At 67.0% G+C, this 23,539-nt stretch carries 16 protein-coding genes and 1 pseudogene; 12 read left to right on the top strand and 5 right to left on the bottom strand.

Annotated elements, in window-relative coordinates:
• Nucleotides 1-1,433, top strand: a pseudogene (locus B0W88_RS33660) (hypothetical protein); the annotation flags it as partial.
• Here the strand turns inward: B0W88_RS33660 and B0W88_RS16635 are convergent.
• The 5 genes from B0W88_RS16635 to lptF are packed head-to-tail and all read right to left on the bottom strand — an operon-like array spanning nt 1,430 to nt 6,162.
• Nucleotides 1,430-2,596 (bottom strand): pyridoxal phosphate-dependent aminotransferase, encoded by a 1,167-nt coding sequence (locus tag B0W88_RS16635; RefSeq protein ID WP_077035766.1) that lies wholly within the window; start codon nt 2,594-2,596, stop codon nt 1,430-1,432. The pseudogene B0W88_RS33660 and the gene B0W88_RS16635 overlap by 4 nt on opposite strands.
• Nucleotides 2,597-2,604: 8 nt before the next feature.
• Nucleotides 2,605-3,549 (bottom strand): CysB family HTH-type transcriptional regulator, encoded by a 945-nt coding sequence (locus B0W88_RS16630; protein WP_077035765.1) that lies wholly within the window; start codon nt 3,547-3,549, stop codon nt 2,605-2,607.
• A complete protein-coding gene (locus tag B0W88_RS16625) occupies nt 3,546-3,920 on the bottom strand; it encodes a sirohydrochlorin chelatase (RefSeq protein ID WP_077035764.1) in 375 nt (124 codons plus the stop codon). The genes B0W88_RS16630 and B0W88_RS16625 overlap by 4 nt, the downstream gene beginning before the upstream one ends.
• Nucleotides 3,921-3,931: 11 nt before the next feature.
• The gene (gene lptG, locus B0W88_RS16620; protein ID WP_369973897.1) at nt 3,932-5,050 is read right to left on the bottom strand and encodes an LPS export ABC transporter permease LptG; all 1,119 of its coding nucleotides are present in this window, start codon (nt 5,048-5,050) and stop codon (nt 3,932-3,934) included.
• Entirely contained in the window at nt 5,047-6,162 is a 1,116-nt protein-coding gene (gene lptF, locus B0W88_RS16615) for an LPS export ABC transporter permease LptF (RefSeq protein ID WP_077035762.1), read from the bottom strand. The genes lptG and lptF overlap by 4 nt, the downstream gene beginning before the upstream one ends.
• 28 nt (nt 6,163-6,190) lie before the next feature.
• Between lptF and B0W88_RS16610 the strand changes: the two genes are divergently transcribed.
• From B0W88_RS16610 to pepA, 11 genes are all read left to right on the top strand, one after another.
• Nucleotides 6,191-7,669 (top strand): leucyl aminopeptidase, encoded by a 1,479-nt coding sequence (locus B0W88_RS16610; protein ID WP_077035761.1) that lies wholly within the window; start codon nt 6,191-6,193, stop codon nt 7,667-7,669.
• A 23-nt stretch (nt 7,670-7,692) separates the two neighbouring features.
• Entirely contained in the window at nt 7,693-8,115 is a 423-nt protein-coding gene (locus B0W88_RS16605; protein ID WP_158080874.1) for a DNA polymerase III subunit chi, read from the top strand.
• A gap of 158 nt (nt 8,116-8,273) precedes the next feature.
• Nucleotides 8,274-9,416 (top strand): branched-chain amino acid ABC transporter substrate-binding protein, encoded by a 1,143-nt coding sequence (locus B0W88_RS16600; protein ID WP_077035759.1) that lies wholly within the window; start codon nt 8,274-8,276, stop codon nt 9,414-9,416.
• Between the two features lie 581 nt (nt 9,417-9,997).
• Nucleotides 9,998-11,374 (top strand): TIGR03013 family XrtA/PEP-CTERM system glycosyltransferase, encoded by a 1,377-nt coding sequence (locus tag B0W88_RS16595; protein WP_077035758.1) that lies wholly within the window; start codon nt 9,998-10,000, stop codon nt 11,372-11,374.
• 163 nt (nt 11,375-11,537) lie between these two features.
• On the top strand, nt 11,538-13,676 hold the full coding sequence (prsK, locus tag B0W88_RS16590) for an XrtA/PEP-CTERM system histidine kinase PrsK (protein WP_233151737.1): 2,139 nt from the start codon (nt 11,538-11,540) through the stop codon (nt 13,674-13,676).
• Nucleotides 13,673-15,040 (top strand): PEP-CTERM-box response regulator transcription factor, encoded by a 1,368-nt coding sequence (prsR, locus tag B0W88_RS16585; RefSeq protein ID WP_077035756.1) that lies wholly within the window; start codon nt 13,673-13,675, stop codon nt 15,038-15,040. The genes prsK and prsR overlap by 4 nt, the downstream gene beginning before the upstream one ends.
• Nucleotides 15,041-15,069: 29 nt before the next feature.
• Nucleotides 15,070-17,838, top strand: a complete 2,769-nt coding sequence (gene prsT, locus B0W88_RS16580; protein WP_077035755.1) for an XrtA/PEP-CTERM system TPR-repeat protein PrsT — start codon at nt 15,070-15,072, stop codon at nt 17,836-17,838.
• Nucleotides 17,839-17,900: 62 nt separating this feature from the next.
• The gene (locus B0W88_RS16575; RefSeq protein ID WP_198937854.1) at nt 17,901-18,650 is read left to right on the top strand and encodes a serine protease; all 750 of its coding nucleotides are present in this window, start codon (nt 17,901-17,903) and stop codon (nt 18,648-18,650) included.
• A gap of 98 nt (nt 18,651-18,748) precedes the next feature.
• Nucleotides 18,749-19,534, top strand: a complete 786-nt coding sequence (locus B0W88_RS16570) for a PEP-CTERM/exosortase system-associated acyltransferase (protein WP_077035753.1) — start codon at nt 18,749-18,751, stop codon at nt 19,532-19,534.
• An 81-nt stretch (nt 19,535-19,615) separates the two neighbouring features.
• Nucleotides 19,616-22,423, top strand: a complete 2,808-nt coding sequence (prsT, locus tag B0W88_RS16565; RefSeq protein WP_077035752.1) for an XrtA/PEP-CTERM system TPR-repeat protein PrsT — start codon at nt 19,616-19,618, stop codon at nt 22,421-22,423.
• 149 nt (nt 22,424-22,572) lie between these two features.
• Nucleotides 22,573-23,427: a flocculation-associated PEP-CTERM protein PepA gene (pepA, locus tag B0W88_RS16560; RefSeq protein ID WP_077035751.1), complete on the top strand. Its 855-nt coding sequence runs from the start codon at nt 22,573-22,575 to the stop codon at nt 23,425-23,427.
• Nucleotides 23,428-23,539: the final 112 nt, after the last annotated feature.

Here is a 23,539-nt window from a genome sequence, read left to right as displayed (position 1 = left end):
CCAGACCCAAGCCGCGGCCCAAGCCGAAACCCGCTCCGGCGCCGGCCGCCGTGGCTGCGGCCGAGCCCGCGCCGCCCACGGCGCCGGTGTCGCGGCTGCGCATGGATCCGCCGGAGGTGCTGGGCGCGCCCGCGGCCGCCTCGGCGCCGGCCAGCGCCGCGCAGGCCGTGGACGAGACGCTCAGCCGCCTGCAGCAGCTCGAGGACAAGCTCGATGCGGTGCGCCGCGACACCGTGGCCACCGAAGACCAGTTCAAGCTGCTGCGCACCCAGCTGGAGGACGCCCGCAACCAGCGCTACCGCAACCTGCTGGTCTACGGCCTGGGCGCCTTCCTGCTGGTGCTGGCGGGCTTCTGCGCCTATCTGTGGCGCAGCCGGCAGCGTGAGCGGGCCGAATACGAGAAGGCCTGGTGGAACGAGGTCGAGCGCTCGCGCCGCGCGCGCGAGCATCATCCCCAGGGCGCGACACAGGCAGCGGCGCCGGCGCCCGAGCCCGCGCGGCCCGCGCCGCCGGCCGCGCCACTCCCGCCGTTCTCGCCGGCTTACCAGCCGCCGGCCGACGAGCAGCCGCGAACGGTCGCCGGCCACAAGCATTTCGATAGCAACAGCAATGACGCCGCGCTGCAGGATTTCGGCAGCGCCACCACGATGGCCACCGCCTTCGTGGACGCGGAGCAGCGCGGGCCCTGGCCGCCGCGCGGGCATGAACACCACGAGTCGCCGCCGACCGCGCCGCTGCCGCTGATGGAGGACGCGATCAGCCTGCAGCATGCCGATGCGGCCCGGCGCGGCCGGCCGCCCAGCATCGCCAGCGCTATCGTGCTGGACGACGAGAACCACGAGGTCAGCGTCGAGGAACTGATCGACCTGGAGCAGCAGGTCGACTTCTTCGAGGTGCTGGGCCAGGACGAGGCGGCGGTGGACCTGCTGCGCCACCGCATCGCCAGCGGCCAGGCCGGCGAGCTGCCCTACCTGAAGCTGCTGGAGATCTACCAGCGGCGCGGCGAGGAGCTGGCGTTCAACGGCCTGCGCGAGGAGTTCACGCGGCGCTTCAAGGCGCTGGCGCCGACCTGGGATCGCAGCCTCAACGAGGGCCGCGGCCTGGAGGGCTATGGCCGGGTGCTGGAGATCATCGAGCAGCACTGGAGCGACAGCGGGGCCAGCATGGCGCTGCTGCAGAACCTGCTGTCGCACGGCGGCGAGGACGGGCAGGGCTTCGACCTGCCGGCCTACCGCGACCTGCTGACGCTCTACGGCCTGGCGCGCGACCACTCCGAGCGCGAGGTGCGCGGCGAGCAGATCGACCTGTTCCTGCCGCTGGACCCGGGCCATGCGCCGTCTCCGGCCACGGCGATGATGGCCACGCAGCCGATGACCATCATGCCGGTCGTGCTGGATACCCAGCTCGACATCGACCTGGATTCGAAACCCTAGGCGAGCTTCTTCAGGCGCTCCAGCGCGCCCTGCAGCGTCTCGTCGCGCTTGGCGAAGCAGAAGCGGATCACCGTCTGCGCGCTGCCATCGGCGTAGAAGGCCGACAGCGGGATCGCGGCCACGCCGATCTCCCGCGTCAGCCACTCGCACACCGCGCCGTCGCCCATGCCCGCCAGCGCGGGCACGTCGGCATAGTCCACGCACTGGAAGTAGCTGCCCTCGCTGGCCAGCAGGCGCAGCCTGGTGCCGGCCAGGCCGGCGCGGAACAGGTCGCGCTTCCTCTGGTAGAAGGCCGGCAGGTCCAGGTAGGGCCGCGGGTCCTTCATGTAGGCCGCCAGGCCCAGCTGCATCGGCGTGTTGACGGTGAAGACGTTGAACTGGTGGACCTTGCGGAACTCGGCCATCAGTGGGGCCGGCGCGGCCACGTAGCCGACCTTCCAGCCGGTGACGTGATAGGTCTTGCCGAAGCTGGAGACGATGAAGCTGCGCGCGGCCAGATCGGGGAAGCGGGCCACGCTCTGGTGCGGCACGCCGTCGAAGACCATGTGCTCGTAGACCTCGTCGCTGACGACGAGGATGTCGGTGCCGTCCAGCAGCGCGGCGAACTGGCGCATCTCGTCGGCGGTCCAGACCGTGGCGCTGGGGTTGTGCGGCGTGTTGATGACGATGGCTCGCGTCTTCGGCGTGATCGCCGCGCCGATGCGGGCGAAGTCGGGCCGGAAGCTGCCCGGCGTCAGCGGCACGCGCACGGTGACCCCGCCGCACAGCTCGATATTGGGCTCGTAGCTGTCGTAGCAGGGCTCGAGCACGATCACCTCGTCGCCCGGATGCACGATGGCCAGCAGCGCCGTGAGGATGCCCTGGGTGGCGCCGGCGGTGACGGTGATCTCGCTGCCCGGGTCGTAGGCGTGGTCGTAGATGGCGCTGATCTTGGCCGTTATGGCCTCGCGCAGCGCGGCGGTGCCGGCCATCGGCGGGTACTGGTTGTGGCCGCCGTGCATGGCGGCATTGACCGCGTCCAGCAGGGCCGGGTCGCAGTCGAAGTCCGGGAAGCCCTGCCCCAGGTTCACCGCGCCGTGCTGCTGGGCCAGCGCCGACATCGTGGTGAAGATGGTGGTGCCGACGCGCGGCAGGCGGCTCTGGATCGTGGGTGTCTTGCTCATGGGTGCTGTTACATGCCGAAGTCGGTGGCTTCGCCGCTCATCGCCCGGTCCAGCAGCTTGCGGTTCAGGCGGTCGGAGAGCAGTTCGGCGAAGCTGTAGACGTAGTTGCGCAGGTAGGCGCCGCGCTTGAAGGCGATGCGCGTGACGTTCTGGCCGAACAGGTGGCCGACCGGGCGCGAGACCAGCTCGCCGTCCGGCGGGTCGTCGCGCACCGCCATCTCGGCCACGATGCCGAGGCCCATGCCCAGGCGGACGTAGGTCTTGATGACGTCGGAGTCGATCGCCTCCAGCACGATGTTGGGCTGCAGGTGGCGCTGCTCGAAGGCGCGGTCGATGCGCGTGCGGCCGGTGAAGCTCGGGTGGTAGGTGACCAGCGGCTCGGCGGCGATCTGCTCCAGGCTGATGCGCTCGACCTGCGCCAGCGGATGGCCGGCCGGCATCACCAGCGCGTGCTGCCATTCGTAGCAGGGCAGGCTCACCAGCTCGTCGATGTCGGCCAGCGATTCGGTGGCCAGGCCCAGGTCGGCGCTCTCGTCCAGCAGCATGCGCACCACCTGCTCCGGATTGCCCTGATGCAGGCTCACCCGCACCTGCGGCAGCTGGCGGCGCAGCTGCGCGACCGGGCCGGGCAGCACGTAGCGGGCCTGGGTGTGGGTCGTCGCGATCGAGAGGGTGCCGTTGTCCTGCTTGGAATACTCCTCGCCGATGCGCTTGAGGTTGTTGACCTCGCGCATGATGATCTCGATGGAGGCCAGCACCCGCTGGCCCGGCTCGGTGATGCGGCGCAGGCGCTTGCCGTGGCGCGAGAAGATGTCCACGCCCAGTTCCTCCTCCAGCTCGAGGATGGCCTTGGACACGCCCGGCTGCGAGGTGAACAGCGCCTTGGCCGTCTCGGTGAGGTTGAGGTTGCGGCGGGCCGCCTCCTGGACGAAGCGGAACTGGTGCAGGTTCATTTTTCTTCTGTTCCGATCAGGGCGAGGGTGGTGTCGCACAGGGCCTGGATGACGCGGTCCTGGTCGCCCAGCGGTGGATGCAGCACGAACTCGATGCCCAGCCGCTCGCGCAGGCGCTCGACCAGCGGCGGCACGTCGCGCCGCACATGGCCGCCGGCGCCGAGGAACATCGGCACGACGTGGATGCGGCTGCAACCCCGCTGGACGAGGGCGTTGGCGGCGTCCTCGATGCCGGGCTGCATGAACTCGAGGAAGGCCAGCGTTGCCGGCATGCCCGGCCGCGCGTCGGCGACGCGCCGGGCGGCTTCCTCGAAGGGGCGCGCCCAGGCGGGGTCGCGGGCGCCGTGGGCGAAGAGGAGCAGGCCGTCCATAACGCCGATCCTCAGCGGTAACGGACCAGCCAGCCGAAGGCGCCCAGCGACAGCGCCAGGTAGGCCAGGCTCGGCGCGGCGGCTACCGTCCAGGGGGTCCAGTCCTTCAGCAGGCCCAGGTGCTCGGCCACGTTGTTCAGCAGCACGAAGCTGATGCCCAGCATGATGCCGCCGAAGACCTTCAGGCTGATGCCGCCGGCGCGGCCGTGCAGGTAGGCGAAGGGCAGGGCCAGCGCCACCATCACGAAGCAGGCGAAGGGGTAGAAGGCCTTGTGCCAGAACTGGATGTTGTGGGCCTGCGCGCTCTGCTCCTGGGCCGAGAGGTGCTGCGTGTAGCGGTACAGCTCGATCGTGGACATCGAGGTGGCCGGCAGCACCGCCGCGGCGATCACGCCGGCATGCAGCGAGCTCTGCCACTGCGCCTGCGGCTCGTGGCCCTCGCGCACCAGCGGCGCGCGGTTGGCGCCGTCGCCGGGCAGCCAGTCGGTGCGGTCGACATCGGTCAGGCGCCACAGGCCTGTCGCATCGACGCTGGCGGACTTCGCCTGGATCCTGGCCACCAGCCCGCCGTGCGGGTCGAACTCGAAGATGCGCACGTCCCGCAGCTGGCCCGAGGCGCTGGCGGTGCCGACGTTGACCGAGAAGCTGCGCTCCTTGCCGTCGATCGTCTGGCGGTCCTTCAGCCAGGCGCCGGCTCGCGCGGGCGCCTTGTTGCCGACGAAGCCGGCGCGCAGCACGTCGCTCTGGCGCTCGAACCAGGGCGCGACCCAGTCGCCGGTGGCGAAGGTGAGGATGGCGAACAGCAGCGCCAGGCTGGCCAGCAGGCTCAGCGCGCGGCCCGGGCCGAGGCCGCCGGTGCGCAGGATCGTGAACTCGCTGGACTGCGCCAGGCGCGCCAGCGAGAAGATCGTGCCGATCAGCACCGTGATCGGGAACAGGTCGTAGAAGTGGCCGGGCAGGTCCATCAGCGCCAGCACGGCGGCCTTGCCGGCGCCGACGCCGGCACGGCTCATGCGGTCGATCTCGTCCACGAAATCGAAGAAGAAGAACAGGGCCAGGAAGGCCAGCGCCACCAGCACGATGGAACCGATGATGTCGCGGTACAGCAGCCGCCGGACGGTGCGCATCATGCTGCGGCTCCCGTCGTCGCGTGCGCCGCCGGCGCGCGCCTTGTCACGCCCATGCGGTTGCCCTGGTCGCGCAGCCACATCAGCAGCAGCGCCAGCACGAAGGCGCCGCCGTGCACGCCCAGCACCGCGGCCGGCAGGCTGGCGCGCCCCGAGGTCACCCAGGTCTGGCTCAGGTTGATCAGGTTGAAGTAGACGACGAAGGCCAGCAGCGCGAACAGCAGGTTCCAGTTGTTGGCGCGGCGCGGGTTGTTGGCCGCCATGCCGATGGCCAGCAGGACCATGTTGAGGCAGGCGCAGATCCAGCCGAAGCGCCAGGCCAGCTCGCCATCGTTGCGGGCATTGCGGTTGAGCAGCAGCTGCTGCGTGGGCGTGGCCTTGGGCGGCAGCGTGTCGGCGGTCTTCATCGCCTGGCTGTCGGCCAGCACGCGGTACTGCTCGAAGCGGGACACGGTCTTCTCGTCCGTCTTGGTGTTGGTCTCGTTGCGCTGGCCCTTTTCGAGCACCAGGAAGCGGTCGTCCCCGCTGTTGTCGATGTGGCCGCGCGAGGAGGTGGTGATCGACTCATGGCCCGGCTGCTGGGCCAGGATGAAGACGTTGCGGCCGGTGCGGCCGTCCTCGCTGTCGCGCTCGATGAAGAACACGCGGGAGCCGTCGCGCGAGGTCTGGAACTGCCCCGGCGCCACGCGGGAGAGGTCGCCGCGCTTCTCGTAGTGGTCGCGCAGCTGGGCGCTGTTCTGGTTGCCCCAGGGCCAGACGAAGAGCTCCAGCCCGACGATCACCAGCGCCACCGGCCAGGCCATGCGCAGGACCGGCTTGACGAAGCGGGTCAGCGCGAGGCCGCTGGCGAACCAGATCGCCATCTCGGACTCGCGGTACATGCGGCCCAGCGTGGCGACGACGGCGATGAACAGCGACAGCGTCAGCATCGTGGACAGGTGCGAGAGCGCCGCATAGCCCATCAGCAGCAGCACGTCCTGCGGCGCCACATTGCCACCCGCGGCCTGGCCGAGGGTCTTGATCAGCATCGACGTCAGCACGATGGTGAAGATGACGACGAGGGTCACGCCGAAGCTCTGGGCCAGCTCTTTTCGTACGGTGGAATCGAATAACATCCGGGCACTTTATTTATTGCCCCTCATTATGGACTTCCGTTCCCAAGCCACAGCCCTCGACGCCCTGGCCGGCCTCACTGCCGACGCACTGATCGTCGTGGCCGCCGGCGACGCGCTGCCCAAGAACTTCGACGCCGCGCTGAGCGAGCTGGTGAAGGACGCCGCCAAGCTCGGCGACTTCGAATTCAAGGCCGGCAAGACGCTGTCGCTGCTGCGCCCGGCGGGCGTGAAGGCGCCGCGCCTGATCGTCGCCGCGGCCGGCAAGGCGACGCTGAAGGCTGCGCGCAGCGCCTTCACGGCCGCGCTGGGCCAGCTGAAGGGCCGCGGCGCCGCGCATGCGGCCGTGGTCTTCACCGGTTTCGAGGCGGGTGTCGAGAGCCTGGCCGAGCAGTTCGTGCTCGCCGCTCAGGATGCGAGTTATGTCTATCGTCACACCAAGCCCTCGGCACCGGCCGCCGGCAAGCTGGCCAAGCTGACGCTGGTCACCGACAAGGCCGATGCCGAAGCCGCCAAGGCCGCGAAGGCCGGCCTGGCGCGCGGCGAGGCGATCGGCGCCGGAATCGAGCTGGCGCGCGAATGCGCGAACCGTCCTGGCAACCATGCCACGCCGACCTTCCTCGGCCAGCAGACCCAGGCGCTGGGCAAGAGCCACGGCCTGAAGGTCGAGGTGCTGGACAAGAAGGCCGTCGAGAAGCTGGGCATGGGCTCCTTCCTGTCGGTGGCCCAGGGCTCGGACGAGCCGCTGCGCTTCATCGTCGCCAAGTACGAAGGCGCGGCCAAGACGCAGGCGCCGGTGGTGCTGGTCGGCAAGGGCATCACCTTCGACTCGGGTGGCATCTCGCTGAAGCCGGGCGCCGGCATGGACGAGATGAAGTTCGACATGGGCGGCGCGGCCAGCGTGCTGGGCGCGATGCGCGCCATCGCCGAACTGAAGCCGAAGCTCAACGTCGTGATGCTGATCGCCGCCTGCGAGAACATGCCCAGCGGCCATGCGGTGAAGCCGGGCGACGTGGTCACCTCCATGTCCGGCCAGACGATCGAGAACCTCAACACCGACGCCGAAGGCCGCCTGATCCTCTGCGACGCACTGACCTACGCCGAGCGCTTCAAGCCGGCGGTGGTCGTGGACGTGGCGACGCTGACCGGCGCCTGCGTGATCGCGCTGGGCGGCGTGCGCAGCGGCATGTACGCGAGCGATGACGAACTGGCCGCGGCGCTGAGCGCTGCCGGCGAGACGGCGCTGGATCCCTGCTGGCGCATGCCGCTGGACGACGAGTACGAGGAGGGCCTGAAGAGCAACTTCGCCGACGTCGCCAACGTGGCCGGACGCGAAGGTGGTTCGGTCACCGCCGCCAAGTTCCTGCAGCGCTTCGCCTCGAAGTACCGCTGGGGCCATCTGGACATCGCCGGCACGGCCTGGAAGGGCGGCGCGAGCAAGGGCGCCACCGGCCGTCCGGTCGGCCTGCTGACGCACTTCGTGCTGTCGCAGGTGAAGACGGGCCGCTGATCGGCCTCCGTGCGATGAGCCAGGTGAGTTTTTACACGGGCGTGCCCGAGCGTCTGGCTTATCTGTGTCGCCTGCTGCGCAAGGTCCAGCGCAGTGGCGCGCGTGTCGGCGTCTGCGGGCCGGCGAACCTGCTGATGCGGCTGGATGCGGCCTTGTGGACCTTCGAGCCGCTCGAGTTCGTGCCGCATCTGCGCGTGGCGCCGGGCAGCCCGCCTGCGCCTCGCATGGCCGATACGCCGATCCTGCTGGTCGAGCACCCGCAGGACCTGCCGCACCGGGACGTGCTGCTGAACCTCGACTCCGACATGCCGCCGGATTTCGAGCAGTTCGCGCGCGTGCTCGAAGTCGTCTCGCAGGACCCGATGCAGATGGACGCCGGACGCCAGCGCTACCGTCAATATCAGCAGTTAGGACACGATGTGTCACATCACGTCGTCGCTGCTTGAACGACCCCTGTCAACGGGGGCTTGACAGGCGCGTTGCAGGGGGACGTCGGTTTGATGGTTTCCCCATTCAGGCGACGTGTCATTTCGGTTAAGGTCTGCCGGTTGACGATTGATTCAACACAAAAGATCTCGTGTTCTTCCTACCCGGAGGTAATTTCATGCAAGTCAAACTGAATGTTGTCGTCGCCGCTGCCGCGGCTTTGCTGAGCGGTGCGGCCATGTCCCAGGATCTGGTCGTCAAGATCGGCCACGTCGGGCCCACCAGCGGCGCGATCGCTCACCTGGGCAAGGACAACGAACTCGGTGCGCGCATGGCCATCGATGACCTGAACGCCAAGGGTGTGACCATCGGCGGCAAGAAGGCCAAGTTCGAACTGCTGGCCGAAGACGATGCCGGCGATCCGAAGCAGGGCACGGCCGCTGCACAGAAGCTGGTCGACTCCAAGGTCAACGGCGTGGTCGGCCACCTGAACTCGGGTACCTCGATTCCCGCCTCGAAGATCTACTTCGACGCCGGCATTCCGCAGATCTCCCCGTCCGCCACCGCCACGCAGTACACCCGCAGCGGCTACAAGACGGCCTTCCGCGTGGTGGCTGACGACGGCCATCTGGGCGGCACGCTGGGCCGCTACGCCGTCAAGGAGCTGAAGGGCAAGTCCATCGCCGTCATCGACGACAAGACCGCCTACGGCGCCGGCGTGGCCGACGAGTTCATCAAGGGCGTCAAGGCCGCCGGCGGCAAGACCGTCGGCCGCGAGTCCACGACCGACAAGTCGACGGACTTCACCGCCATCCTGACCAACCTGAAGGGCAAGAAGCCCGACGTGATCTTCTTCGGCGGCATGGACGCCGTGGCCGGCCCGATGCTGCGCCAGATGAAGCAACTGGGCATCAGCGCCAAGTTCATGGGTGGCGACGGCATCTGCACCGCCAAGCTGCCCGAGCTGTCGGCCGGCACCATGGCCGACGACCAGGTCATCTGCGCGGAAGCCGGTGGCGTGGAAGGCGAACAGAAGAAGTCGATGGACGCCTTCAAGGCCAAGTTCAAGGAAAAGTACAAGGTCGACGTCCAGATCTACGCACCGTATGTTTACGACGCCGTGAACGTCCTGGTCGCAGCGATGGTCAAGGCCAACTCGGCCGAGCCGGCCAAGTACCTGCCGGTGCTGGCCAAGACGGACGGCTACAAGGGCGTGACGGGCGTCATCTCCTTCGACAACAAGGGCGACCTGAAGAACGGCGCGCTGACCATGTACACCTACAAGGGTGGCAACCGCTCGGAAGTGGGCGTGGTCCACTGATCATCGCCACGGTCCCGTCGGGAGACGGGGCCGGCTCGATGCCGCAACGCCTGCCTCGTGCAGGCGTTGTTGTTTCTGGCGCCCCGCTGGCCGCGGGCATTCGCCTTGCCATGGGGCGCCTTGCGGCTGGCCGTTGCGCCCGCGCTGCTCCTGTCATCCGGTGAGAGGACGAGCCCACTCGATCGCGTGGAAAAGGCACGATTACCTCGGGCTGCGTGTTCGGCGCCGGCTGGTTCTGCGATCTACTGCGCTCTCGTCGGAAGTGGGGTGACGAGAGGGGGCGCGCTAGCCTCGGTTTCGTTTGTTTCAAGCGGCGATTCCCCCTGCAAACGGGGGGCTCTCAACACCCCTACTGTGAAGGCATCATCGGTCCGCGATTCGGGGGAAGTCTCCGTGCGAAGCCGACTGGGATGCCAGCGACGAAGTGGCAGTCCGGCTGAAGCCGGATACCTGCAGGAGCGTGAGATCGGGTCCGAACGCCGTCCATGGGAGCGGCGTCGATTCGGTCTCGCAAGACTAAGAAGACTTGCTAGAGGCGCCAGACTGCAATCAGGCACTGAGTTTGTGCGATCGGGGGAAGCATGATCCGGATATTCAATCACTATCTACACCGGCAGACGCTGCTGCAGGTTTTCTTCGATCTCGGGCTGATCGTGTTCGTCGTGATTGCCGTGGTGCTGAGCCAGGGTGAATCGGCCCAGACGGTGATTCCTTTTGCGGCGTCTCACGGCCTGTCCTTGGCCGGCTGCATGTTCGTCATCAATTCGGCTACGGGTTTCTATCAGCACGCCCACAACCGCTCGATCACGGAATCCTGTGCACGCGCCCTGCTGGGCCTGATGTTCGGCCTGCCGCTGGCCTATGTGATCTTCAGCCTGCTGCCGGCCAGCACCACTCATCGCGAGCTGGTGACGATGGCCGCGATGGCCGCGGTGGCCACGGTGATGGCCCATCGTGTCTATGCCGCTCACTCGCAGACGCGCATGCGCACGAAGATCATGATCTTTGGCTCCGGCGCTGCCGCCAAGACCGTGGGCAGCACGCTGCGCGCTGCCGACCCGCATGCCCAGATCGTCGGCTACTTTGCCGGGCCCAACGAGGATCACACCGAGGTTGCCCAGGCCGAGATGATCGCCCCGCGCGGCACGCTGACCGAGACCGCGCGCGGCATGGGTGTCGACGAGATCGTCGTGGCACTGTCCGAACGGCGTGGCGGCAGCATGCCGATGCGCCAGCTGCTGGATTGCAAGCTGTCCGGCATCCGCGTCGTCGACATCGCGACCTACTTCGAGAAGACGCTGGCCCAGATCAAGATCAGCCACGTCAACGCCGGCTGGCTGATCTTCGGCGATGGCTTCAACCAGGGTGTGCTGCGCACCGCGGTGAAGCGTGTCTTCGACGTGGTGTTCTCTTCGCTGATCCTGCTGCTGGCGCTGCCGGTGATGGCGATCACCGCCGTGCTGATCAAGCTGGAGTCGTCCGGTGCCGTGCTGTACCGCCAGGAGCGCGTAGGCCTCAACGGCGCGGTCTTCAACGTCATCAAGTTCCGCAGCATGCGCTCGGATGCCGAGAAGGATGGTAAGCCGCGCTGGGCCACGCTGAACGACGACCGGGTGACCCGCGTGGGCCGCTTCATCCGCAAGATGCGCATCGACGAGCTGCCGCAACTGCTGAACGTGCTCAAGGGCGAGATGAGCCTCGTGGGCCCGCGCCCGGAACGTCAGTTCTTCGTCGATGATCTGGTGTCCAAGATCCCCTACTACGCCGTGCGCCACAGCGTGAAGCCGGGTGTCACCGGCTGGGCGCAGGTCCGTTACGAGTATGGCTCGACCGTCGAGGATTCCATCGAGAAGCTGCAGTACGACCTGTACTACGTCAAGAACCACACGCTGTTCCTGGATCTGCTGATCATGCTGGAAACGGTGGCCGTGGTGCTGACCGGCAAGGGTGCGCGCTGACCGGGCCCGTTGCTGGCTACCGCGTCTTCCTTTTCACCTGCTCACGCCGCTGTGCGCCGCCTGATGCGGCGCTCAACGGCGTTTTTGCTTCCCGTCGCCTGAGCGAGCCTCCGGCTCGGGGGGCCGTGGCCCGGGCATGCACGGTGCCGCCGGCCCCCGGCCCATGTTGAAATACCCCATGCTCAACGGAGTCCTCGACCTCAGCCTTCTGGGCAATCTGCTCGCCTTGCTGGCCTACCTGGGCTTTGCCTTGCAGTTCGGTCTCAGGATCATGCGCGGCAGCCAGGGATCGAGCGGCATCTCCCTGGTGTTTCTTGCTGCGCTCGCCAGCAGCGCCCTGTGGGCCGGCCTGGGTCTGGCCACCGATCTGCTGCGCTGGACCGCGGGCCTGGACCGGTGGGCCATCCCGCTGGCCGACCAACTGCGCTACGCCCTGTGGTACTGGTTCGTGCTGCTGCTGCTGCGCCCCCGCTCCACGGATGGCGTGGCGCCGGAGTACCGCAGCTTCACCTGGCTCGCCGTCACGGCCGTCGGCCTGGGCGCCTTGCTGTACCTGGCCCGCGTGGCGGGGCTGCCCCTGGCCACCGTGTCGGGGCGCCTGGCGGCGCTGGTGGCGCTCACGCAGGCGGTGGTCGGCCTGATCCTGGTCGAGCAGTTGCTGCGCAATGTCTCGCCCGACATGCGCTGGAACGGCAAGCCGGTCTGCCTCGGCTTGGGCGCGGTCTTCCTGTTCGACGTCTTCGTCTTCTCCCAGGCGGCGCTCTTCAGTGCCTATGACGGCGATGCGCTGAGCGTGCGCGCGGCCGCCCATGCCGTGGCCGTGCCCTTGCTCTATGTGGCGTCGCGGCGGCAGGCGGATTGGCTGGGCAAGCTGCATGTCTCGCGTGCCGCGGTCTTCCACTCCGCCAGCCTGCTGCTGGTCGGCGCCTATCTGCTGCTGATCTCGGGGCTGGGCTACTACGTTCGCTACACCGGCGGCGAGTGGGGTCGGGCGCTCCAACTGGTGCTGAGCTTCCTGGCCCTGATCGCGCTGGCCGTGCTGGTGCTGTCGGGCTCGGTACGGGCGCGCCTGCGGGTGTACATCAGCAAGAACTTCTTCAGCTACCGCTACGACTATCGCGAGGAGTGGCTGCGCTTCACGGCCATCCTGTCGTCCGGCGCGTCGCCGCAGGAAATGGGCGGCATGGTGATCCGTGCGATGGCCAATCTGGTCGAGAGCCCCTCCGGCACCTTGTGGTTGCGGCGCGGCCCGGGGGAGGAGTTCGGGCAGGTGGCGCGCTGGAATCTGCCGGCCGTCGCGGAGCGCGAGAGCCCGGATTCCGGTTTCAGCAGCTTCCTGCAGGACAAGGCCTGGGTGATCGACGTGGACCAGCTCAGGCGCGGGCACCCGAGCTATGGCGGGCTGGTGGCTTCCGACTGGCTGCTCGCCGAAGCGCGCAACTGGCTGGCCATCCCGCTGCTGGCGCGGCAGGAACTGATCGGCTTCGTCGTGCTCGGCCGTCCCCGCGTTGCCATCGAGCTGAACTGGGAAGTGCGGGATCTGTTGAAGACGGCAGCCAGCCAGGCGTCGAGCTATCTGGTGCAGATGCAGGCGGCGGAGGCATTGCTCGAATCGAAGAAGTTCGATGCCTTCAACCGGATGTCGGCCTTCGTCGTCCACGACCTGAAGAACATCGTGACGCAGTTGTCGCTGATGATGAAGAACGCCAAGCGCCTGCGCGACAACCCCGAGTTTCAGCAGGATATGCTGGATACGGTGGAGAACTCGCTGGAGAAGATGCGCCAGCTGATGCTGCAGTTGCGCGAGGGCGAGAAGCCGCACCATGGCGTCAGCAGCGGTGTCGACCTCGAACAGATTGCGCGGCGCCTCGAAGCGGCGGCACGCAGCAAGGGGCGGCAACTCGATCTGCAGTTGCTGGCACCGGTCAGTACGCGGGGGCACCAGGAGCGGGTGGAGCGCGTGATCGGCCATGTGGTGCAGAACGCGTTCGATGCGTCGCCACCCGAAGGCCCGGTCAGCCTGCTGCTCGACAGGATGGGCAGCCAGGCCCTAGTTCGGATTGCAGATCAGGGATGTGGCATGACGGAGGAGTTCGTTCAGAATCGTCTCTTCAAGCCGTTCCAGACGACCAAGACGAGCGGCATGGGCATCGGCGCCTACGAGAGTTTTCAATACCTACAAGAACTGGGAGGAAAGATTTCCGTGGATAGCAAAGTGAATGTCGGGACGACGGTGACGATCCTGCTGCCGCTGTTCCATCACGCCGCAACCGCCGACATGTCCATGCTGGGTGCCAAATGACGAATGAACGCGCGCAGCAGCCGCTGCTGATCGTCGAGGATGATCTATCGCTGCAGAAGCAGTTGAAGTGGTCGCTGGACCGCTTCGAGTCGGTGGTCGCCGACGACGTGGCCAGCGCGGTGCTGCAGTTCCGTCGCCACAGCCCGGCGGTCGTCACGATGGACCTGGGCTTGCCGCCCGATGCGGACTCGGTTTCCGAGGGCTTCAAATGCCTGGAGAAACTGCTGGAGCTCGATCCCAATGCCAAGGTCATCGTGCTGACCGGGCAGAACGACCAGGACAACGCGCTGCGGGCGATCCGCATGGGGGCCTACGATTTCCTCGCCAAGCCGGTCGATCCCGATGTGCTGGCGCTGACCGTCGAACGCGCCTATCGGCTCTATGAGCTGCAGCAGGAGAACCGCCGCTTGCAGACGCTGCAGCAGACCGACGCGCTGGGTGGCCTGGTGACACGTGATCCGGGCATGCAGCGCATCTGCCGCTCGATCGAGAAGGTGGCGCCGAGCAATGCCACGGTCCTCTTGCTCGGGGAAAGCGGCACCGGCAAGGAACTGCTGGCGCAAGGGCTGCACGACACGTCCAAGCGCAAGGGGCGCTTTGTCGCCATCAACTGCGCGGCCATCCCGGAGACGCTGCTGGAAAGCGAACTCTTCGGCTACGAGAAGGGCGCCTTCACCGGCGCCAGCAAGACCACCATCGGCAAGATCGAGACGGCCAACGGCGGCACGCTGATGCTCGACGAGATCGGCGACCTGCCCATGTCGCTGCAGGCCAAGCTGCTGCGCTTCCTGCAGGAGCGCACCATCGAGCGCGTGGGCGGCCGCCAGGAGATTGCCATCGACGTGCGCATCGTCGGGGCCACTCACCAGGATCTGAGGCGCCAGATCGCCGACGGCCGCTTCCGCGAAGACCTGTACTACCGCCTGGCCGAGATCGTGCTGGACATCCCGCCGCTGCGTCAGCGGGTCGGCGATGCCGTGCTGCTGACCCATGCCTTTCTGCGGCGCTACGCGACCGAACAGCGCCGGCCGGTCATGAGCCTGAGCGACGATGCGATCCGCGCGCTCGAGGCCTACCAGTGGCCCGGCAACGTGCGCGAACTGCAGAACCTGGTCAAGCGCGCCACGATCATGGCGGACGATTCACGCCTGACCGGTGAAGACCTCGGCCTGGCCGCGCCGCCGAAGGGCGAGGAGGCCGAACTGGCTTCGCTGGACCTGCGCAGCGTGCGCGAGAAGGCCGAGCGCGGCGCGGTCGTCGCAGCGCTGGCCCGTACGGATGGCAATGTTGCCCGCACCGCCGAGATCCTCGGCGTCAGCCGTCCGACGCTGTACGACCTCATGAGCCGCTTGCAGATCAAATGAACGATGTCTTCGGGAAAGAGGGCGCTGTCATGAGCAGCCGGATGCGCCTGGGCGCCATCTCCACGGTCCTGGCGGCCGTCATGCTGACTGGATGCTTCGGCAACTCTGCCGAGCAGTATCTGGGCGAAGCCAAGGCGAAGATCGCCAACAAGGAGCGCGAGTCTGCCGTCATCCAGTTGAAGAACGCGCTGCAGAAGGATGCCAACCTGGCCGAGGCGCGTTTCCTGCTCGGGCAACTGCTGCTGGAAGGCGGCGACGCCCGCGGCGCTGCCATCGAACTGGGAAAGGCCCAGGAGCTCGGCTATCCCAAGGACCAGTTGATCCCCCTGATGGCGCAGGCCCTGGCTGGCCAGGGGAGCTACCAGCAGGTCTTGTCCAGCTATGCCGGCATGACGCTGGGTACGCCGGCCGCCATGTCCGACCTACAGGCATCGCTGGCGGTCGCCTACGGTGGCGTGGGCCAGGCGACCAAGGCGATGGACGCGGTCAAGGCCGCGGTGGCGGCTGATCCGAAGAATGCGCGAGCGCAACTGGTGCGCGTGCGTCTGCTGAGCAACTCGGCAGGTGTCGGTGAAGCGCTGAAGGCGCTGGACGAGTTCATGGCTGCCGTCCCCGGCAACTCCGAAGCGTGGCAGGTCAAGGGGGAACTGCTGAACCGCGAGGGCCAGGCCGACGAGGCTCTGAAGGCCCTGCGCGAGGCGGTGAACCTGAACAAGGGCAACGTCGGGGCCCAACTCAGCCTGATGAACCTGCTGCTGGCGCGCAAGGATGTGGATGCCGCCACGGCGCAGCTCGCCGCCCTGCGCGCCGCCAAGGCCAATCCGGGCCAGGTGCTGATGTTCTCCACGCTGCTGGCCCTCGAGCGCAAGGACCTGAAGCAGGCGCGTGAAAGCGTGCAGGCGCTCCTCAAGGGGGCACCCGATGATGTGCGCGTGCTGCATCTGGCAGGCGTGGTGGAATTCCGCCGTGGCGCGCTGCTGGAAGCGGAGAACTTCCTCGGCAAGGCGCTGCAGTCGGCGCCCAATCTGGTCAAGGCGCGCCTGCTGCTGGCCCAGACCAAGTTGCGGCAGGGCGACCCGGCCAAGACGCTCGCCGTGCTGCAGCCGCTGCTGGGCGAGCAGGGCGGCAGCGTCGAGGCGTACACCATGGCGGCCGAGGCCTATCTGCAGACCGGCGATCCGAGACGGGCCGAAGAGTATTTCGGCCGCGCCTCGGAATTGAATCCGAACGACCTGCGCAGCCGGGTGGCCCTGGCGCTGGCGCAGGTCGCCAAGGGGCGCGTTGCCGAGGGCGTGGCGACGCTGCGAACCATCGCCGCGTCCGACGCGGGCACGATGGCTGACATGGGCCTGGTCACCGTCTATCTGCAGCGCCGCGAATGGGACCAGGCGCTGAAGGCGCTCGACGGCCTGGAAGCCAAGACACGCGAGCGGCCGACGGCGGCCAATCTGCGTGGCCGCGTCGAACTCGCGCGCGGCAACAAGGTCGCGGCGCGCCAGGCCTTCGAGGCAGCGCTGAAGATCGATCCGGTCTACTTCCCGGCAGCGGCCAGCCTCGCCGCGCTGGACCTGGACGACAAGCAGGTCGAAGCCGCCAAGGCCCGGTTCAAGCCCATTCTCGACAACCAGCCCAACAGCGTGCCCGCGAACATGGCGCTCATCGCCCTGGCGGCCAAGAGCGGGGCCAGCCCCGATGAGCTGGCAGGCATGCTGGAACAACTGGTCAAGCAGGTGCCCACGGAGGCCGCGCCGCGCCTCGCGCTCGTGGAAACGCAGCTTCGCCGCAAGGACCTGAAGGCCGCCATGGCCGCGGCGCAGGAGGCGACCGCCTCGTTGCCGGATAACGCGGATGCGTGGCGGCTGCTGGCCCAGGTGCAGCATCTGTCCGGCGATGCGAACCAGGCCACCAGCTCGATCACCAAGTGGGCCAGCCTGGCGCCCCGTTCGCCCGAGCCGCAGATGGCGCTGGCGGAGCTGTTTGCCAAGCAGGGCGACAAGGTCCAGCAGGTGCAGAGCCTCAAGCGTGCGCTGGCCATCCGGCCCGACTACCTGCCGGCCCAGCTCAAGCTGTTTGCCGGCGAGATGGCGGCGACGCGCTACACGGAGGCACGGCGCCTCGCGGAGCAGGTGCAGGCGCAGCGGCCGAACGAGGCAATGGGCAAGGCGCTGTCGGGGGATGTCTACGGCGCGCAGAAGAATTGGCCCGCCGCCGTCGGCGACTACCGTGCCGCGCTGAAGCTCGAGCCGGTTCCCGAGGTCGCCGTGAAGCTCCATCGGGCCTTGGGCGCGGGCGGCAAGGGTTCGGAGGCCAAGTCGTTCGAGTCCGAATGGATGGGCGCCCACCCGCAGGACGTCGTCTTCCTCGACCACCTGGGGACGATGGCCCTGATGCAGGAGAACTTCGCGCTGGCCGAGCAGCGCTACCTGAGCGTGCTGAAGATCCAGCCGGACAACGCCATGGCCGCCAACAACCTGGCCTGGGTTCTCAACAAGACCAAGAAGCCGGGTGCGCTGGCCTACTCCGAGAAGGCCAACCAGATCGCGCCCAACCAGCCCGCCTTCATGGACACGCTGGCCGAGATCTATGCCGATGGAGGCCAGGTGGACAAGGCGCTGGAGGTACAGAAGCGCGCCGTTACGCTGGCGCCAGAGTTCGCGCCGCATCGCCTGCATCTCGCGCGCTACTATGCGGCCGCGGGCCAGAAGTCCGAAGCTCGCGTCGAACTGAGCCGCCTCGCCGCGATGGGGGCCAAGTTTTCGCAACAATCCGAGGTCGCCAAGCTGCTGGCCACTCTTTGAGCGAGGGAACTCCGTCACCCATGGCCCATGCTCTGCGCCGTCGCTTCCATTCCCTCTCCTTGATGCTGATGCTCCCGCTGGCCTGGGGCACGGCGCCAGCGGCTGACCTGCCCGAACTGATCGAGCGCAGCAAGCCCTCCGTCGCGCTGATCGGAACGTATGCGGAGACCGACAGTCCGCGCTTTGGCTTTCGTGGCACAGGATTCGTCGTCGGCAACGGCAACCTGGCGATCACCAACGCGCACGTGTTGCCGCCCCCGATGACCGGCGAGGTGCAGCGACGGCTGGTCGTCCAACTGCGCCGGGCCAATGGCGACTGGGCGCCGCGTACGGCGACCGTGCTGGCGCTGGACAAGTCGCGCGACCTGGCGCTGCTCAAGTTCGACGGGCCAGCCGCCCCGGCCTTGGCCCTGCGCAAGACGATCGTGCGGGAAGGGACGTCCATCGCCTTGATGGGCTTCCCGCTGGCGGGCGCGCTGGGCTTCTCGACCGTCACGCACCGCGGCATCGTGTCGGCGATCACCGGCGTCGCGATGCCCACGCCCAGTGCGCAGTCGCTCAACGCCAGTGCGGCGCTGCGCCTGCGCGAGGGCGCCTTCGAGATCCTCCAGCTCGACGCCACCGCCTATCCCGGCAACAGCGGCGGGCCGGTGATCGATGTGGAGGCGGGCGATGTGGTCGGGGTGATCAATATGGTCGTCGTCAAGCGCAGCCGTGAATCCGCTCTGAGCGATCCCTCCGGCATCACCTATGCGATCCCGGCGGGCTATGCCGCGGCGCTGGTGGATCAGGAACTCGGCATCAAGCCCTGACCGGCGTTCGGCATCGCGCCCGTTGCAGGGCGGATGGACCGGGGCCAGGCCCCTCTTTACTTGGTACGATCCGACACAATTTCCCGAGGTAAACGGTTGTGGACTCGTCATCAAGCGATAGAAATCTTGGCCGCAAGTTCCAGGAGCTGTTCGAGCTGACGGTCGCCCTGGACCAGGCATCGATCGAGACGGTCTATCGCATTCGGCATGAGGTCTATTGCCGGGATCTCGGCTGGGAGCCGGAGCGCGCGAACGGCATGGAAAGCGATGAGTACGACCGTCATTCCGTGCATTGCCTGCTGCGCCGCCGCGGTAGCGGCGAACCGGTTGGCTGCACCCGCCTGGTGATCGCCCGACCGGAGAGCCCTGAGTATCCCTTGCCTTTCGAACGCAGTTGCCAGGACGTGCTTGACCGGGCCGTGATCGATCCCGCCACGCTGCCGCGCAACGATGTGGCCGAGGTGTCCCGGTTGGCCGTGATGGGGAGCTTCCGGCAGCGCAAGGGCGAAACGGCGAAGCCGGTCTCCGTGACCGACGACGATTTCGAGTCCCGTGGCGGCATGCCGCGCTTCCCGTTCATTCCCGTCAGCCTCTACCTGGGCGCGGCTGCGATTGCGCGGCGACTGAACATCGATCATGTCTTCGTGCTGACGGAGCCGCGCCTGGCCAGCCATTTCGTTCGCATCGGTTTCGACATTCACCCGGTCGGCGGCGCGATCGAGCATCGCGGCGTCCGCGTGCCCTCGCTGCTCAGTTCGAGCAAGGTCGTGGCTGGCTTGCGGCCCCTGATCCGCCCGCTCTACACAGTGGTCGAGAATTCGGTCAGCGCGGCATTTGAGCGGTATCCGCACGCGCTGGAGCGTCTGAGGGGCGGTGCATCCTGATGCATCGTCTGCACCCTGCACCCGTGGCGGCCCTGTTCTTGCTCGTGCCGGCATGTCTCTTCAATTGATCCAAAAGAGCGAATGAGAAAAAAAGCAACCGCGACGGACGTCGCTGCAGCGGGAGATGCTGCCTGGAGGAGCCGTGGTGCAGTCGTGCTGGCGGGGTTGCTGCTGGCGGGTTGTTTTGGCAAGTCGGCCGAGGAATATCTCAGCTCGGCCAAGGAGGACCTTGCCAAAAAGGATAATGCGTCCGCCATCATCCAGCTCAAGAATGCGCTGCAGAGCAAGCCGTCGCTTGCGGAAGCTCGCCTGCTGCTGGGGCGGGCGTTGCTGGCCAGTGGCGACGCGCGCGGTGCGCAGATCGAACTGGCCAAGGCCAAGGAACTCGGCGTCAGTGCGGAGGACGTCGTGCCCGCCCTCGCGAGGGCGCTGCTGGCGCAGGGGCAGTTCAAGGCCGTGCTGGCGTATGCCGACACGAATCTGAACTCCCCGCAGACCCTGTCCGACCTGCAGACATCGTTGGCGACCGCGTATTCCGCGAGCGGGGATTCGACCAAGGCTGGCGATCTCCTGAACGCCGCCATCGCCGCCGACCCAAGCAACGCGCAGGCCAAGTTACTCAAGTTCCGGCTCAATGCGCCCGGCATGTCGCTGGATGACTCGCTGGCAACGCTGGACAAGATCGCCGCCGAGTTCCCCTCCAGCAGCGAGGCGCTGCAGATGAAGGGGGCGGTACTCCAGGTGGCCGGCCGCCTTGATGACGCACTGGCGGTCTACCGCCGGGCCATCGAACTGGATGGCAAGAATATTGCGGCCCAGTCGGCTGCCGTCTGGGTGCTGCTGGCGAAGAAGGATCTGCCCGCCGCCGAGACCCAATTGAAGGTGCTGCGGGCGGCCTTCCCGGCGCATGTGCAGACGCGTTTCATGTCGGCGCTGCTGGCTCTTGACAAGGGTGACGTCAAACAGGCCGAAGAGCAGGTTCAGCAACTGCTGAAGGTAATGCCGGAGTATGTGCCCTTCCTGCAACTGGCGGGCATGGTCTCCCTTCGCAAGGGTGCTTTGACGGAATCCGAGGTCAGCCTGTCGAAGGCTTTGGCGATCGAGCCGTCCAATACACGCGTGCGCCTGCTGCTGGCGCAAGCGCAACTGCGGCACGGCGATGCACCGAAGGTCGTCAAACTGCTCCAGGCAACGGCGGATGACGCCCATGCAACGTGGGAGCCCGTGGTGCTGATGGCGCAGGCTCTGCTGACCAATGGCGAGACAGACAAGGCGAGCGCCTATTTCGCCCGGGCCGCCAAGCTGGATCCGAGCGACGCACGCAGTCGTACGGTGCTGGCTCTGGCGCAGATCGCCAAGGGGCGCACGGCGGAAGGCTTGATCGAGTTGCGATCCATTGCATCCGGTGATCGAGGCAGTACCGCCGATCTGGCGCTCATCAACTTCCATCTTCGCGACAAGAACTATCAGGCAGCGCTGGCAGCCATCGCTGCCCTTGAGAAGAAGCAGCCTGATCAGCCCCTGGCTGCGCAACTGCGCGGTCAGACCGAGATGTTGCTTGAACATCGCGACAAGGCGAGGGCGGCCTTCGAAGCAGCGCTGAAGATCGAGCCGGCCTACTTCTCCGCTGCTGCGGCATTGGCGGCGATGGACGTGGCGGACGGCAAGCCGCAACTGGCGCGCGAACGCTTCGAGCGCATGGTCGCGGCCAATCCTAAGGATATCCAGGCCGGCATGGCGCTGGTCAAGCTCCTGGGCAAGCGCGGGGGCAGCAGGACCGACCTGCAGGCTCTGCTGACGAAGATCGTCAAGGCCAATCCGACGGAGCCTGCCCCGCGCGTGGCCTTGCTGAGCCTGCAACTCGAAGCCAAGGACTACAAGAACGCAGTCCTCGCTGCGCAGCAAGGACTGGCACTGATTCCGGATAACCAGGATCTGCTGGATACCTTGGCCAAGGCGCAGTACTACGCTGGTGACGTGAACCAGGCCCTGGCCACCTATGGCCAGATGTCCAGCCTGCAGCCGGGCTCGCCTGCGCCGATGATGAGCATGGCCCGGATCCACATGCTCCAGAACAACCCGGACGCTGCCCGGCAAGACCTGAAGCGGGCACTGGCGGTCGTACCGGCCTACGTGCCTGCATTGCGCGAACTGGCGATGATGGAACTGGCTGCGGGCCGCGTGCCGGACGCACTCAGCGCTGCAAGGACGGCCCAGAGGCAGCCCGGCAACGAGGCGGCCGGCTACCTCATCGAAGGAGATGTGCAGGCGGCACAGAAGCATTGGTCCGACGCCGCCAAGGCCTATCGCAGCGGCCTGGCCCGGCAGCCGGCGCCGGAACTGGCCATCAAGCTGCATCGCGCCCTGCTTGCCGGCGGGCAGGCGGACGAGGCTCGACAGATGGAAGCGACTTGGTTGAGGGGGCATTCCGAGGAGCCGTCCTTCCTGTACTACCTCGGCGATCTGGCGCTGGGCAATGGCGACTTCGATCTTGCGTCCAGGCGCTATGAGGCGGTCCTCAAGGCAGCGCCCGACAACGCCCCGGCGCTGAACAATCTCGCGTGGCTGCTCAACAGGGCGAAGAAGCCTGGTGCTCTGGACTACGCCCTGAAGGCCACTGCAGCGGCGCCCGGGACGCCGGCCTACCTGGACACGCTGGCGGGCATCTATGCGGACGCGGGCCAACTGCCGAAGGCCATCGAGGCGCAGCGCCAGGCAGTGGATGCCGGGCCGGACAATCCCGACTTCAGGCTCCGTCTTGCCAAGTACTACGTGGCGGCCAACGACCCGGGCAACGCCAAGCAGCAGTTGCAGCGCATCAGCGGGCTGGGTGGGAAGTACAAGCGCCAGGCCGAGGTCAAGTCGCTGCTCGACAAGCTATCCCCCTAGGAATGTCGACTTTCTTGACAGTCCCTCTTTTTGGTTTGCTGGCTGATGCTGTAGATCATTGTTTTTGTTGGTGTTTTTCTCGTTGGCACAGGCGTTGCTTAATGATGGTCAGCCGATCGTGGCGCTACTTTCAACTAGCGAGGAAATATATGAAGACCTTGTCCAAACTGGCCTGCGCCGCGGGCCTCGTGTTTGCGATGATCGGCGCTGCCCGCGCTGATGCCGTGGTGAATGACTGGTACTTCAACCCCAATGGCACGGGCATCGGCGGTGCTACCCCGATTCACGAGCAACTGGACTTCATCGGCGCCGGCCTGATCATCATCACGCCGACCTCGGCGACGAACTTCACGTTCAAGGAATACGCGGTCTTCCGCGTGCCGACGTACGACGCCACGTTCGACCTGCCGACCCCGAACTACATCACGGCGATCTTCGAAGCCACCGGCTCGGGCACCTTCGGTGGCACGTTCAGCTTCGCTGCTGGCGGCACGCTGTCGCTGTACAGCGATGCGGTCGGCAACTTCGGTAGCACGACTGCCGGCACCAAGTACGGCGCTGGCGACGGCACGCTCATCGGCACCTTCAGCACGCTGGCTGGTGGCGGTGGTCAGGTTGACGCGACTGGCAACCCGACCGGCAACGGCCAAGTCACCGTCAACATGGCGGCAAACGCTGGCGACCTGGCCAACGGCTACTGGTTCGATCCGTCCGGCAACGCGCTGGGCAGCTCGCTGGCCTTCGCCTTCACCAACGCCAACCCGCAGCAAGCTCCGACGTCTGCCCTGGTCAAGGGTCTGGCTTGCGACTACGCCGGCCTCGGCGCTCCGCAAGGCATCAACTGCACGACGGGTGTCGACTCCAACCCGGCTACGCTGTACGTTGGCAACAACGGCCAGTTCAAGCTGGCAACGGTCCCGGAGCCGGATTCGCTGGCTCTGATCGGCCTGGCCCTGTTTGCTGTCGGCGGCGTCCGTCGCTACAGCCAAAGCAAGCGCGCCTGATCGATAGGTTCCTCGCTCGCTGAAAAGCCCGCTGTTCGCAGCGGGCTTTTTGTTTTGCTGATCGGGATCGGGATCGGGATCGGGATCGGGATCGGGATCGGGATCGGGATCG

Origin of the sequence: Pelomonas sp. KK5 (genome assembly GCF_001984095.1) — a bacterium.
GTDB lineage: Bacteria > Pseudomonadota > Gammaproteobacteria > Burkholderiales > Burkholderiaceae_C > KK5.
This window is presented reverse-complemented; position numbering and strand designations above follow the sequence as displayed.